The 13,461-nt window shown below is 39.5% G+C and carries 12 protein-coding genes; 6 read left to right on the plus strand and 6 right to left on the minus strand.

The window, feature by feature from the left end:
* Positions 1-164: 164 nt before the first annotated feature.
* From H5154_RS21485 to H5154_RS21505, 5 genes are all read right to left on the minus strand, one after another.
* A complete protein-coding gene (locus H5154_RS21485) occupies positions 165-2,288 on the minus strand; it encodes a TonB-dependent receptor (RefSeq protein WP_182719558.1) in 2,124 nt (707 codons plus the stop codon).
* Between the two features lie 846 nt (positions 2,289-3,134).
* Positions 3,135-3,812 carry a DUF799 domain-containing protein gene (locus tag H5154_RS21490; protein ID WP_182719559.1) on the minus strand — a complete coding sequence of 226 codons (678 nt, stop codon included), beginning with the start codon at positions 3,810-3,812 and terminating at the stop codon, positions 3,135-3,137.
* Position 3,813: 1 nt separating this feature from the next.
* The gene (locus tag H5154_RS21495) at positions 3,814-4,161 is read right to left on the minus strand and encodes a DUF4810 domain-containing protein (protein ID WP_182719560.1); all 348 of its coding nucleotides are present in this window, start codon (positions 4,159-4,161) and stop codon (positions 3,814-3,816) included.
* The gene (locus tag H5154_RS21500) at positions 4,161-4,841 is read right to left on the minus strand and encodes a CsgG/HfaB family protein (protein ID WP_182719561.1); all 681 of its coding nucleotides are present in this window, start codon (positions 4,839-4,841) and stop codon (positions 4,161-4,163) included. Before H5154_RS21500 ends, H5154_RS21495 begins: the two co-directional genes overlap by 1 nt.
* A 357-nt stretch (positions 4,842-5,198) precedes the next feature.
* Positions 5,199-6,347: a hypothetical protein gene (locus H5154_RS21505; RefSeq protein WP_182719562.1), complete on the minus strand. Its 1,149-nt coding sequence runs from the start codon at positions 6,345-6,347 to the stop codon at positions 5,199-5,201.
* Positions 6,348-6,535: 188 nt separating this feature from the next.
* On the opposite strand from H5154_RS21505, the gene H5154_RS21510 reads away from it, so the two are divergent.
* Positions 6,536-6,784, plus strand: a complete 249-nt coding sequence (locus H5154_RS21510; protein WP_149982739.1) for a hypothetical protein — start codon at positions 6,536-6,538, stop codon at positions 6,782-6,784.
* Positions 6,785-6,798: 14 nt separating this feature from the next.
* Positions 6,799-6,996, plus strand: a complete 198-nt coding sequence (locus tag H5154_RS23860) for a delta-class carbonic anhydrase (RefSeq protein WP_310736629.1) — start codon at positions 6,799-6,801, stop codon at positions 6,994-6,996.
* A 37-nt stretch (positions 6,997-7,033) separates the two neighbouring features.
* Here H5154_RS23860 and H5154_RS21520 read toward each other — a convergent pair whose 3' ends face one another.
* Positions 7,034-8,395, minus strand: a complete 1,362-nt coding sequence (locus tag H5154_RS21520) for an MFS transporter (protein WP_182719563.1) — start codon at positions 8,393-8,395, stop codon at positions 7,034-7,036.
* Between the two features lie 333 nt (positions 8,396-8,728).
* Here H5154_RS21520 and H5154_RS21525 point away from each other — a divergent pair, with 333 nt between their 5' ends.
* From H5154_RS21525 to H5154_RS21540, 4 genes are all read left to right on the plus strand, one after another.
* On the plus strand, positions 8,729-9,049 hold the full coding sequence (locus tag H5154_RS21525; RefSeq protein WP_182719567.1) for a membrane lipoprotein lipid attachment site-containing protein: 321 nt from the start codon (positions 8,729-8,731) through the stop codon (positions 9,047-9,049).
* A 59-nt stretch (positions 9,050-9,108) separates the two neighbouring features.
* Positions 9,109-10,170 carry a YCF48-related protein gene (locus H5154_RS21530; protein WP_182719564.1) on the plus strand — a complete coding sequence of 354 codons (1,062 nt, stop codon included), beginning with the start codon at positions 9,109-9,111 and terminating at the stop codon, positions 10,168-10,170.
* Between the two features lie 178 nt (positions 10,171-10,348).
* Entirely contained in the window at positions 10,349-12,232 is a 1,884-nt protein-coding gene (locus H5154_RS21535) for a CocE/NonD family hydrolase (protein ID WP_259398583.1), read from the plus strand.
* Positions 12,233-12,636: 404 nt separating this feature from the next.
* Positions 12,637-12,978, plus strand: a complete 342-nt coding sequence (locus tag H5154_RS21540) for a DUF6559 family protein (RefSeq protein ID WP_182719565.1) — start codon at positions 12,637-12,639, stop codon at positions 12,976-12,978.
* Positions 12,979-13,461: the final 483 nt, after the last annotated feature.

Consider the following 13,461-nt stretch of genomic DNA (forward strand, 5'->3'; position numbering starts at 1 on the left):
AAATAAAGCGCTAACTGCGTTATAATTTTTTCAAGTAGAACAACTACATGTCAAAATTTACGCCTTGTTATCACTGTATTTATCTGTCGCTATAAATGGTCAGTAACTTAACACGATTGGTATAAGAGCTGTTTTATTTAACAAACACTTATAGCAAGCGCTGTTTAAAAACGCGCTCTTACACCTATACTAAATGAGCGACCTGGAAGTGGTGCTTCGTCTTTTAAGTAAGATGAATGCACGCGCGCTTCTTGATCGGTTAGATTGTCGGCTTTTAAATACAATGTCATGTCAACGTTACCTAAATCAAGGTAATAGTTAGCAGCGGCTGATAGCATGGTATAGCCGTCGGTGGTGGTTTCGTTTGCGGCAATTTTATCTTGCTTACTGTTGCGAGTGACTTCTACTTCAGTGTGCCAATTACCGTATTCATAATGTATTGAAGAACCAACACGTAATGGTGGGATCCTTGGTACGTTACCGCCTTTATCTAGTTTAGCGCGGGTATAATCCGAAAACACATCCAGACGCCATTGTTCGTTTAAGTGCCAGTCAACTTGTGCTTCAAAACCATAGAGTTTAGCATCTCCTTGCGCAAAATTTACCACAGGTAAGCCATCAGTCTCTTCATCTGAAGCTGCACCTGTATCTTGTAATTGATCATAAGCTTGGGAAGTAATAAACTCACCATCACTTAGTACAAGGTTGCTAAAGTCTTCGTAAATATAATCGTCAATTTGGTTCTGGAATATACTGATGCTGGCATTCCAGCTATCAGCGTTATAGCGATATGTAGCGTCTAAGTTGTTTGATACTTCTTTATCCATACTCTGGGCAACTTGAGCCACAGAGTAAGTACCATCACTGTTATTAACAACATCAAAAGCACCGCCTACTTCATATGTGCCTGAGCCTATGTGTGGGCCGTAGGCATAAATTTCTGATGCCGAAGGAGCTCGTTGTGAATATGCATAATTAAATGCTAATGAGTGCTTGTCGTTAATGCTCCAAACTACTCCTGCAGAGCCTGAAACCGCCGTGTAATCTTCATCTGCAAATGAGATACTATTATCGTTTGATAGCTCATCAAAAAATTGGTTATTCACTTTATGGGTTAGTTGCTCCACGCGTGTACCAAGCTGCCACAATAAAGCACCTGTTTGTTTTTCTTCCATTAAAAATGCGGCTAAACTGTCGGTTTTTGTTGGTGGTGTGAAGGCTTCTTCGCCAATCGCTTCAAAATCACTTTTGTTATAATGTAAGCCCATTATACCGTGCCAACCATAAACCGCGCTGTGCTCTGCCCATAGTCTAGACTCGATACTTTCATTTTTAAAAGTAGTGCCTATTTCAGTCCCTTCAATTTCTGAGTGTTGGTAATCAGTATATGCATTTTGCCAATGCACCGATTTTATAAAACCGTCAAGATTATTCCAATCAACAACACCTTGATAGCGGTCTTGTTTTAACTTAATAAATACGCCATCTTCACCCGGTAAACCGTATTCTGAGTCCATTGAGCCATAGGCAAAAGCGACGCGTGTATCGTCAGTGATCCAGCCAGCTCCTAAGTTATAACCGTGTGCATCGATTGCTGAGTTTGAGAGTTTAGTACTGCCACCATGTTCATTAATATCAGCGGGAACAGGTATTTTATAGTCACCGGTATTACGGTTGTAAGCATCAATATGAACAGCAAAGTCGCCCGTTCCGGCATTTAAATCAGTAGATGTTGTTTTTGAATCTGCTACGTTATCGTACTGAGCAAATACTTCTCCAGTAATACCTTGTTGTCTTTCAATGGGGAGGCGGTTATCAACCACATTAACAACGCCGCCAATTGCACCACTACCATAAAGCAAAGTAGCAGGGCCGCGTAATACTTCAATTTGTGTGGCCGTAGAGGTTTCGGTTGATACTTGGTGATCGGGGCCAACGCGTGATGCATCAGATGCGCCTAATCCGTTTTGTACAACCTTGATTCGAGGTCCATCTAATCCTCGGATAATTGGGCTACTGGCAACGGGTCCAAAATAAGAGCTGTGTACACCTGGCACATTTTTTAAGGTTTCGCCAAGGGTTGCTGCTTGGTGCTGATCAAGCTCTTCGCCACTAAGAATTGATACTGGGGTGCTTGATTCAAGTACGGTACGTTTAAGCGGTGAAGCTGTAATAACAATTTTTTCTAAATCGCTTTCATCTTTTTGTATTTGTTTCTCTGCTGCCATTGCGTGTGTACTGATAGCAGTTAATACCGCCAAAACTAATGGTGAATACTTAATTTTCATTATTTAATCTCTAAAATTTGCACTAAAACTGGCTGCTTACCCAATGGCAAACAGTCTTTATAAAACGGTTTTTTAACAGTGAACTTTAAAGAGTATTCGGTGGGTCACGATTACCTGAAAACGCAACGATTGCGCTAAATTGAGGAGAGTGTAAGGCTAAAACAGCGCTGTAGCGGTTGCTTTCAGGTTCAAATATACTGGTGGTAGGAGATATTAAATCGTCAAAATCAAACGAACTTATGCAGAGTTGGCACTCTGTGCTGCTTTGTACTGCGTGAACAGTTGAGTGCCACTGTGAAAAAACACTGAACAGCAGTAAAAGCACCATTAAATATTTTAATAGCGTTTTATTGTGTCTGAGTGAGTGTAAATTCATGTGTTTCATCAAGTGATAGTATAACGTTGTTTTTTTTGCAATGTCGAGAGCTGAATAAGTAAAATAATCTGTTTAATTATAAGTTTTTACTTTGTTATTTATAATCAGTGGTTTATGTTTTATTTTGATAAATAAAACCTCTAGATCAGACATCAATCAGGGAATAGGCCTTGCTTAGTTAGTTTGCCATTTTTTTATCAGTTCAACGCTTTTACCCAAAAACGATAATTTATAGGCTGTCGTTATGAGTGACAACGTCACTAGCGATATAGACTGAGCAGCCATATTTGCTTGCTTTTAAAAGTAAGTTTGCATTTTAGGTAATTTCAAGGTGGAGGTTAGATATTTAAAAATCATACCAATCATACTAAATTAGTGAGCCATATGTTAGAAAAAAGCCGAATCGTTGTACGGTTCGGCCTCATAAACTTACCTTTTTTAATACTTAATTAGCTAATCAGAATAGCATTTTATTTTTTCTTTTCACTCGGGACCGGTTGGCCATATTTAGGCGAACGAGGACCATATAGTAGGCCGTTGTAAGCGTCTGATGAAAGTAAGCGCGTTGATGCGATAGCAGCAATTTCGAAACCTTTGTCTGTTACAGTTTCTGCTATTTGGTTAATTGCTGCCACTACCAGCATGCCTACAAGTCCACCGCCGCCATTATTTTGCTGCTCGGCTGAGGAAGCTCTTGCTTTACCTTGCCACAATTGTTCACCAGTGCGTAAATCGACTAAAGATGCGGAAACAGTTACAGCTGTTTCACTTGAAATTACAACGTAGCTGGTGCCGTATTCTTCAATAGTAATATAAAGCGCCGAGTCAGCACCAAAAATATCGTGTAACTTTTTAATAGGAACTTGATGCACGTCGCTTGCAACTGAAAGGCCATTCCCTTTAAAGGTTTGCTCAACGAGCGCAACAGGAAAAACATAAAAGCCGGATTCTGCAATAGGTGCAACCATTTGGGTCATTACACTGTAAGGCGCTATAACTTCAGGTGTATTATTGAGCGGTGGCAGGATAATAACTGAGTGTGGATCAGCTTGTTTAAACGCTGTGTAATCATGAGCCGGTGGTGACGAAACGCAACCCGCTAATAATGCAAACAGCGCAGTTGCTGTTATTGATTTAAAGTTCAACATGTTAAACGCCTTTCGCAGATTTTAGAAGGAAGTCTATATACTGAACCGACTCTGGGAAAAGTGACTTTTCAGTTTCAAAGTGGCTAGCACCTAAAGTAGGGTCACCTGTTTCAAAGTACAGCATGCCTAAATGAGCATGCAAGCCAGGTGCAACAATTTTACTTTTGTTTGCTGCATCTGCAATAACTTGCTCAAGCATTTTAATTTGCTGTTCAACTGTTACTTCATCTGCTTTTAGGTATGCGTATACGGCTGAGCTGTATTCGCCATAATAATAGATAGGCTCTTTAGTTGAGCTACAGCCTGTAAGCGCAGCACATACTAAGGCTAAAGTAATTAGCCTTTTCATTATTTACTGCCCCATAGGCCTGATTCAAGTCCTGTAACAAGCTTGTTTACGACTTCACGAATGGCTAAATCAAGCACTTTGCCATTTAAGGTTGCATCGTATGAAGCGGTACTACCAAAACCAATAACTTCACGCTCAGATAGGCTGTATTCACCAGCTCCCTGAACTGAGTAGATAACTTCTGATGTAGTAACATCGACAATGTTTAGTGTTACTTTAGCGTAAGCTATTTGTGATTTACCTTTGCCTAATAAACCAAACAACTGTCGATCGCCAATAGCTTTGCGACCAAACTCTGTCACATCACCTGTTACCACAAATTTAGCGCCGCTAATAACTTGTTTTGTACCAGTTAGTTTTGCTTCTTCAGCAAGTGCGGTCATATTATCGCGATCAAGTACACTAAAACGGTTTGTTTGTTGTAAGTGGCTCATTAATGCTGTTTTAGCTTGGCTACCTAAACGGTCTTGCCCAGATGAGAATATGCCATTTTGAAAACTTGAACGGTTAACAAATTGCCCAACTACCAACTTACTTTTAGTGCCACTGTAGTTAGTGTTATAGCTAGCAACTGTTTGGGTTTCAACAACTTTAGATGATGTTGTAGCGCAACCTGCTAAAGTTGATGCTGCAACCGCAGAAATTATTATTGTTTTTATGTGATTTTTGCTTATATGCATAAGGAATTATATCCGTTTAAAATAATTGCAGAAAGTGATTTGGATGCCAATGTTTAATATTTATATTTGTTAGTTAATTACCTATTATAACTACCAATACCATCCACTTTTATAAACAAAAAATTATGTAAAGGCAATGTTATTCTTTACCTTATAGGTACCAGTCAGTGGTAGTCTGATTTTTGTATGATCCAGCAGCAAGGAAAGTTTAAGGAGATGGGGTAGCACTTTTTCATCTTTGAAATAATTTCTGTTTTAATTTATTGAAGCAGTGATTGGTATTATTTCAATTAAAAGTAGGTGGTTGTTTCAACTGCTATCAGTTGTAGAGCTAATAGCAGTATGTTTTATTGTGTTTTAAAGGGCTAATAGGCTTTGCTCTAACATTGCTTGAATTTGTTTGACTATTTTAGCTTCTGTTTCTGGTTCAAACTGCGCTATACGTGGCGTATGGATATGCCCAGTCGGAATATCTGAATTGAGTTGATCGCGCAGGCGAATACTGCGGTACGAAATTTCGTTAGACAGGTAACCACCGCCGCCGCCTTTTACTGCAATCGCATCTTTTAGTTCAGCTAAAGTTTTAGGTTCAAAGGCTTTTTCGAGTGTAACAACTTTATGATTGTCATTTATCGGAAATGGCCCTTTGGCTTGCTGCATTTGCGTGGCGGGCAAACTGAATTGCACAAACTCACTCCCTGGGAGTGGACGGTCGTTTAAACTTGGAATCAGTGGCGCTTTTGCTGTGCCGCCATAGACAATATTTGCATTGTCGGGGGCGGTTACGCTGCGCCGCTTACCTGGAAAGCGCTCAAGATCAAAGTCTTTACTACCCATGCTAACGGTAACTATCATATCTACGTTATTCAGAGCGTAATAGGGGGCGAGTAATTCTTCAATAATACCTTGATCAAAGTCTTCATAGCGAACAGGCACCATCACAGTATTTATTTCAGCGCTGATACCTTGATAAGTAATTACTTGGCCATCGAGTAATAATGCGGCTACACCGGATGGATTACTTTGATTGATGTTTCTATCCAGTAAGAATGGATCAAAGCCAGTTAGTAAAATCTTTTTGGTGGTGTTTTTAGAGTAGGCTAGGTCGGTGCGTCCTCTGCTGCCATTTTCTAGCATTGTTAATAATGCGCTTTGCTCGGCAGTTGTTAATGCAAATTCAGGTTTTGTTGTACGGATTATTTTACTTGAAAGTAGGCGAGCCCAGTAAAGTGCTCTGTCATCGTAGCTTTTAGTGACGGTAATGTGTTGTTTGGCGTTGAGCCAGAGTTGGCTTGAGTAATCATGTAGTAAGTCAGTTGCCTGTTTAAAGTTTCTTAGGCTTTTCCAGCTTTGTTCAAATTGCGCGATATCCTCAGAAAATATATCTAAAACTTGTGGCATAGCGGTTGTGGCTTGCTTAATACGCAGCTCTTCAACCGTTGGGTTAGCGCTAAAAACAGAACCCGAAGAGAAGATTAAGCTTGCGGCTAAAAGTCGTTTGATCATGGTTTTCCTATATAAGCAGTTTTAATAGTTTCAATGCAAAGGCTACTATCGGATGTAGAGCGAGTAAGCGCAAATAAATACGTTGAGTATTGGGTCGTAACTCCCACCTTTAACGTTTAATCAGCCTCTAGAGCCTATTTTCATAAACTGTTATCCTTCACTCATTAAGTTATAACTGAGTAAACAGCATGATTAATGATAACGATGTAATTGACACCCTCGCAGAGCTAGAAGCTTTTTTATTACTGATTGATAATGGTGGATTGGGCTTAAAAAATATAGCCGGTGTGGCACTGGCGACCAATAATACCAATGGTCGCCCGTTTGTAGCTGTACTTGATGATAACCATAAGTTGTTGTTAGGCCGCTGGGTTACACAAGATGTGTTTGAAAACGGTAAAGAGCTTGTTCGTAGTGGGCCTAAAAAGCTACATTAATTTTGGAAAAGCGATTGAAGGCAGCTATTAACTTACTTAGCTTGGGGGGGGCCAGCCGAAGTGAGCTTAATTTATACAACATTCATTTTTATAAAAATGCGGAGCATAAAGGCGGGGAGTTTAAAACGTATGCGGGCAATGACAAAGGTCATCTTATAGGCTACCTTTCTGAGCGTAAATTATCAGCTGCTCAATTAAAGCAGGTAAATTGAAGCTGTTACCTGCTTTTGTAATATCGAAAATGAATTGCTATTTTTTTAGTTCTGCGGTTTCGTCTTGCGTTTGAAAGTCTTTAAACAGGTCACCCTGTGGATCCTCGGTATCAAAGACTGCATTGTTTTCTTCATATTCATCATCAATTTCATCGACCACCAACATTTGCTCGTGGGCAGTCGTTTCTTCTATTCGTGGATCCATGGTCGCAGCCAGTGGCGAGTTGGTAACGTCTGATGTGCCTACAACGTAATCACTCGACTCTGGTTGTTCTACTTTTTGTTTCGAATTAATGTAAGTGAGTAATAAGTACATTATCACCGTTAATAATGCGATGGAGGCATAAAGGGCTTGGTGACCAAAATAGGTCATAACTTGTGCATTGGCAGTTGAACCAAGTGCTGCACCGGCTCCAAAAACAACTAATAACGCAGATGACACGCCAACGCGCTCTTCATCTGCAACGCGTGAATTAGCTAAGGCTGAGGATAATGGATATAAAGTAAAGGCGAACAAGCCAAACATAAAAGTGAGTGCAAAGGCGAGTGTTTGCGTAATAGGTAGAAAAAATAAAGCAAGGCTAACTACACCAATCGCAACCGCATTGGTGCGGATCAACACGCTACGACGTACTTTATCCGACAATATCCCCATTGGCCATTGCGCGATCAGACCTGCAAAAATAGTGGCAGACATAAAAATGGCAATTTCTGACGAATTAAACCCAGATGACTTGGCAAATGTTGGTGCAAGGCCGTAAAAGCTGCCATTTATAATACCCGCAAAGTGAACAGCTGTAAGTGATTGCGGTACTTTTTTAAAGTAGTCAAACAGACTGACTTGAATTGGTTTTAATGGCTTGGGGTGGATCCTACGAGTGATTGAAATAGGAATAATGCCAATTGCCAGTGCCATGCACACTAAAAATAGTGGTGCATAGCCAAGCTCTGGGAATTCGGCTAATGCAAATTGACCTAAAATCATACCCAGATAAGAGGTGATCATATAAAACGAAAACACTCGCCCGCGAGACTCTGGTGCAGCTTGTTCGTTGAGCCAGCTTTCGAGCACCATGTAGTTACACATCATACCAAGGCCTACAAATAGTCGCAGGGCTAACCATAAATAAATATTATCGCTAACGCCGTGTGCTGCAACGCAGGCTAAAACAGCGGCGGTACTGGCTGCAAAGGTCCTAATATGGCCGACCGATTTAATAAGGTGATAACCAAGCTTTGAGCCAAGCAACAAACCCATGTAATAACATGAGGTCATTAACCCGATCCAAAAGGTCGAGATGCCATTTTTCCCTAAATAGAGGGCTAAATAGGTGGTGAGTAAACCGGTGCCAATAATTAAAAATAGATTAGCAAAATACAGCGAAGGAAATGATTTCATTTAAATGCAAATAGTTAGCCTAGACAAGTTGATACTAGAGTAACTAAATGTATTTTCCAAGTAGTAAATGGGTTGTTGGGTCGTTCTACTATTAACTATATTCTGATTAGTATTGAGTACTAAGCATTTATTACTTGGTTTTTTAGCGAATGTTATGGTGGCGCTTGCAGTAAAATAGACACGTTATGGTTTAGTGTGCAATAAAGTCACTCATCAATCTAATGGATACGCTATTACTATGATTTGTATTAATTTATCGATACACAAGTAGTAAGTGTGAGGTGTTTATTGCTACACTGAATTACCTAATTTAGCGAAGTCTCAATGAAACTAATGAAAAAAATAGTTATCACTTTATTTATTATGTTGGCACTGAGTGCTTGCAGTAAGCCAATACCCGCAGATAAGTTTGCTTATATAGGTTATTGGCAAGGTCCTGGCATGTATCTAGAAATACTCCCAGATGGAACTTTTGACTATCAACGAGGTGGAACTTCTATTTCATCATCCGTTGATGAGTTTGATGGCGATAATTTCTTAGTTGATATGCTTATAATGAATACAACTTTTGAGGTTTCGCAACCACCATTTTTTAGCGATGGGCAGTGGTCAATGGTTGTTGATGGAGTAAGATTAACAAGGACGGATGACTAACTTACTCTGCGTTTATGTTAACTACTATAAAATAAACTAATTGGTATCGGTGATTCATAATGATAATAACAGCGTTTCATAGCTTAACAGCGTTCTGTGTACTGACTTTCTTTGTGTTTAGCCACTTAGCTATTGCTCAGCAAGTTGATGGTTTTCAGCATACATTGATTGATGGTAAGCCTTCACTTCGTGGTTCGGCGATATTTGATCAATCGTTGTGGGTCACAGGTACCAATAATAGTGTATGGGTGAGTCAAGATGGCGGTAAACATTGGCATGATCGCAGTGTAAAAAGCAGCATAAATAATGATTTTCGTGATATTGCGGTGTTTGATACGCAAACCGCGATTGTAATGAGTGTTGGCTCAGGTAAACAGTCTTCATTATATAAAACAACAGATGCAGGTAAAAGTTGGCAATTATTGTTACAGAATCAGGATCAGGCAGGTTTTTTTGATTCAATTGCATTTTGGGATCAAGACAATGGTTTATTAATGGGTGATCCTGTCGATGGTTATTATGTAGTTAAACGTACACAAGATGGCGGCAAAACATGGACACGAACCGATAAAGTAAATTTACCTAGCTTAATACCTTCAGAGTCCGCATTTGCCGCCAGTGGTAATACACTCATTGTAGGAAAAGATAATCAAGCATGGTTAACAACGGGTGGAAAGTCGGCTTCTGTTTATCACTCAAATGATGGTGGACTATTTTGGCTAAGGAAAAGTGTTCCTTTGTATCGTAGCGCGGATACTGCTGGTGGTTATGGTCTGGCTTTGAATAGTGATGATGATTTATTTGTTGTTGGTGGTGATTACCTGCAACGTGACAAAAACTATCCAAATATGGCACGGTATGACGTTACAAAAAATCGTTGGAAACATGTTAAATCGGGTGACCGTGGACTAAGAAGTGCGATGGCATGTAACGCATTCGCTTGCATTGCAACGGGTAAAACAGGCAGTGACATTTCATACGATCAAGGAAATACGTGGCAACCACTTGCTAATCCAAAATATGATAATACCGGCTATTTTACATTAAGCGCCAGTAATGCTCGTTTTTTATTTGCAGGTTCTGAGGGCAAAGTAGCTGTTTTAATAATACCGACTGAATAATTAGTTTGATTAAAGAGTCACTAGTGCTTAAAGGCTTTATTTTTCAGAGGTTATCGGCTTTTATCGCTGATTTAGCCTACTTTAGCGCGTTGTTATGGCATCACACTTTTGGCTATAGTAAGTTTAGATTGAAAATTCATCAATAAAAACATAGTTAAACTAACTATGAAGGTACTTTATGAAAAATAATAAAATGACAAAATTTATAGGGTTATTTTGCTGTTTAATTTTTGCAAGCTTCATACAAGCAGAAGAAAATAAGCAGGAAGATAAAAGAGCTGAATATATTCGCTCTCATTATGCTAAATACGAGTACCAAATACCAATGCGCGATGGTACTAAATTATTTACAGCGGTTTATGTACCTTATGATAAATCAAGTAAATATCCAATCATGATGCAACGCACGCCGTATCGTGTTGCTCCCTATGGTGTAGATAAGTATAAAGCCAAGTTAGGGCCCAGTGAGATTTTTGAAGAAGAAGGGTTTATTTTTGTTTTTCAAGATGTTCGCGGTAAGTTTATGTCTGAGGGTAGCTATGTAAATATGCGTCCTCAAGATGCCGGAGACAAAGGTGGTAAAGCGGTTGATGATGCAACCGATACTTACGATACCATTGACTGGCTAGTTAAAAATATCCCAAACAACAATGGCAAAGTAGGCATGTGGGGCACCTCTTATCCTGGTTACTACACGTCGGTGGCTGCAATTAATAGTCACAAAGCATTAAAAGCGATTTCACCACAGGCTCCTATTGCTAACTGGTTTTATGATGACTTTCATCGCAACGGAGCTTTTTCAACACCAATGGCATTTATCTTTTTCGATACCTTTGATAAACAACGGGAAGGTCAGTTTGCTTATTGGCCTGAAGGAATGGATTCTACAACACCCGATGGCTATGAATTTTTCCGTAAATTAGGCCCGCTTTCAAACGTAAATAGAAAATATTTTAATGGCGAGCGTCCTTTTTGGAATGAATTAACTGAGCATCCTAATTATGATGAGTTTTGGCAAAAGCGTGATGTTTTGCAACATCTTGATAATGTAAAGCCAGCGACACTAATTGTCGGTGGGTGGTATGACACTGAAGACTTGTATGGGCCATTAGCGACCTATCAAAAAATGTCTAAGCACAATAAAAAAGATAATGTACATATCATTATGGGCCCTTGGTATCACGGTCAGTGGAATCGCGGAGAAGGCGACAAAATGGGCGAAGCTAATTTTGGCTTTGATACCAGTGAGTGGTTCCAAGAGCATATATTACTGCCATTTTTTAAGCATAATTTAAAAGGCACTAAAGAAGCGTCTTTAGCGAAAGCGACGATTTTTGAAACGGGTGCAAACAGATGGCGTGAGTTTGATACTTGGCCGCCAAAAGAAACGAGCGATGTGACGCTTTATCTTGGTAACAACGAGCAATTATTAACTTCAACAGATAAGCAAGGTGGTTCGAGCGATTATATTAGCGACCCTAATAAACCAGTGCCACACTCTGCACATACAAGTCGAGGTTGGGATCGACCTTATATGGCTGAAGATCAGCGTTTTACAGCTCGACGTACCGATGTATTAGTATTTAATAGTGATGTAGCTAAAGAAGATCAAACTATTGCAGGTGCTATAGATCTAAACTTGTATGTTTCTACCAGCCAAAGTGCAGCGGACTTTGTAGTAAAACTAGTTGATGTATTTCCTGGTATGGATGAATCCACTAACAAAGTTGATGAAGCCACAGGTAACCGCCACGAATTAGTTAGATGGGGCATTATTCGTGGTCGTTTTAGAGACAGCATGAGTGAGCCCAAACCATTTGAGGCAAATAAACCCACTTTAGTTAATTTTGAATTACTGGATGTTTTACATACCATTAAACGCGGGCACAAGTTACAGATTCAAGTTCAAAGTAGCATGTTTCCATTTATGGATATGAACCCACAAAAGTATGTTGATAATATCTTTAAAGCCAAGGCTGAAGATTTCGTAAAAGCGCAACATAAACTTTACCATAGTGAGCAATACCCAAGTTCGATTTCATTTAAAGTTATAGGGCACTAGTTAAATTGTAGCTACTGCTCTTGAATGAGAAACAAATAATAATTGCCAGCTGATAAATATGTTTATCAGCTGGTGGTTATTAACTGTAGTAGCACCTACCTGATCTTAAAGTTTTGACACACCGGTTTATATTTCATCTGATAGACAGTTGTGAGCTGTATGCAGATATTGGTATAAGTTAAATTTAGCCCCACCGCCATAAATATTTTAATTTTGCCCGATAACATTATTCACTGCTGTTTTGATGCAAAATAACAAGCCTTGATTTTAGCTATTTTAATTACTTGTTTACAAAGGTAATTATTAATAGAATTATCAGAGTATGTAATATAGGCCGTTTTGAGGTGTTATAAGCCACCAAAATGGTGTTCAATAAGACGTTAGGCGTAAAGGGAGTTTCAACAATGTTTGGTAAAAATTCAACGATTCGAAAGTATAAATACAAACTTCGTCCCGCATTAGCTAAAAGGTATGGCGGTTCAGCAACGTATGCCAAAGGTCAAGTTGATAAAACCATTGATGAAATGGGCTTTGATAAAAGGCATATTCATTATGCATATTTAATGTATTGTGATGTTGCAACTTTCAAAGCTAATACACCTGTTAATGAATCTAGCGAGTCAATGAACAATACAATTACTTCCGTAACTGGAGTTGGGCTTTTTGGTGCTCTATTTGGTTCTTCACATTATGGCGGAGGGGGTGATGGAGGTTTTTCTAGCAGCGACTCTGGTGGCGGTGACTGATTTATGCACAACACATATAGGCGCGTTACGCAGTAATCTCTTATTGTGATTTCATCGCAGCCAGTTTTTTCCCGTATCCTTTTGGGATCGCTGAGGCACTTCGACTAAATGGATTTAGAAGGTAGAGCGAAGCAGGATGCCAGAGCCGAGACATTCATCAGTTAACCTGATCATGGCATTATTCAAGGCTGCTGGCTTCATTATTGGTAAAAGCATAAACAGTTGCCCTTACGTGGATAAATAGAAGTGAATGCCTTCACGTCATTCTGCGGCAACTGTATTGCCTTGTTCATAATCTAGAAAAACTGCAAAACACGACGCACTAATTAGTGTGAGCCATTACCACCTCAAATAAGCCACCGGAGTTTTTCAAGTTAGTTGTCGCCTCAAGTTAAATTTTATGCCGCCCGCATTTCTTCTTTTTTCTCAGGATTCAAATTTACTTCGTTTATCATTGACCAATCTCGTGACTTTCCTGACCAA

This window comes from Pseudoalteromonas sp. SR44-5 (assembly GCF_014163675.1).
GTDB lineage: Bacteria > Pseudomonadota > Gammaproteobacteria > Enterobacterales > Alteromonadaceae > Pseudoalteromonas > Pseudoalteromonas rhizosphaerae.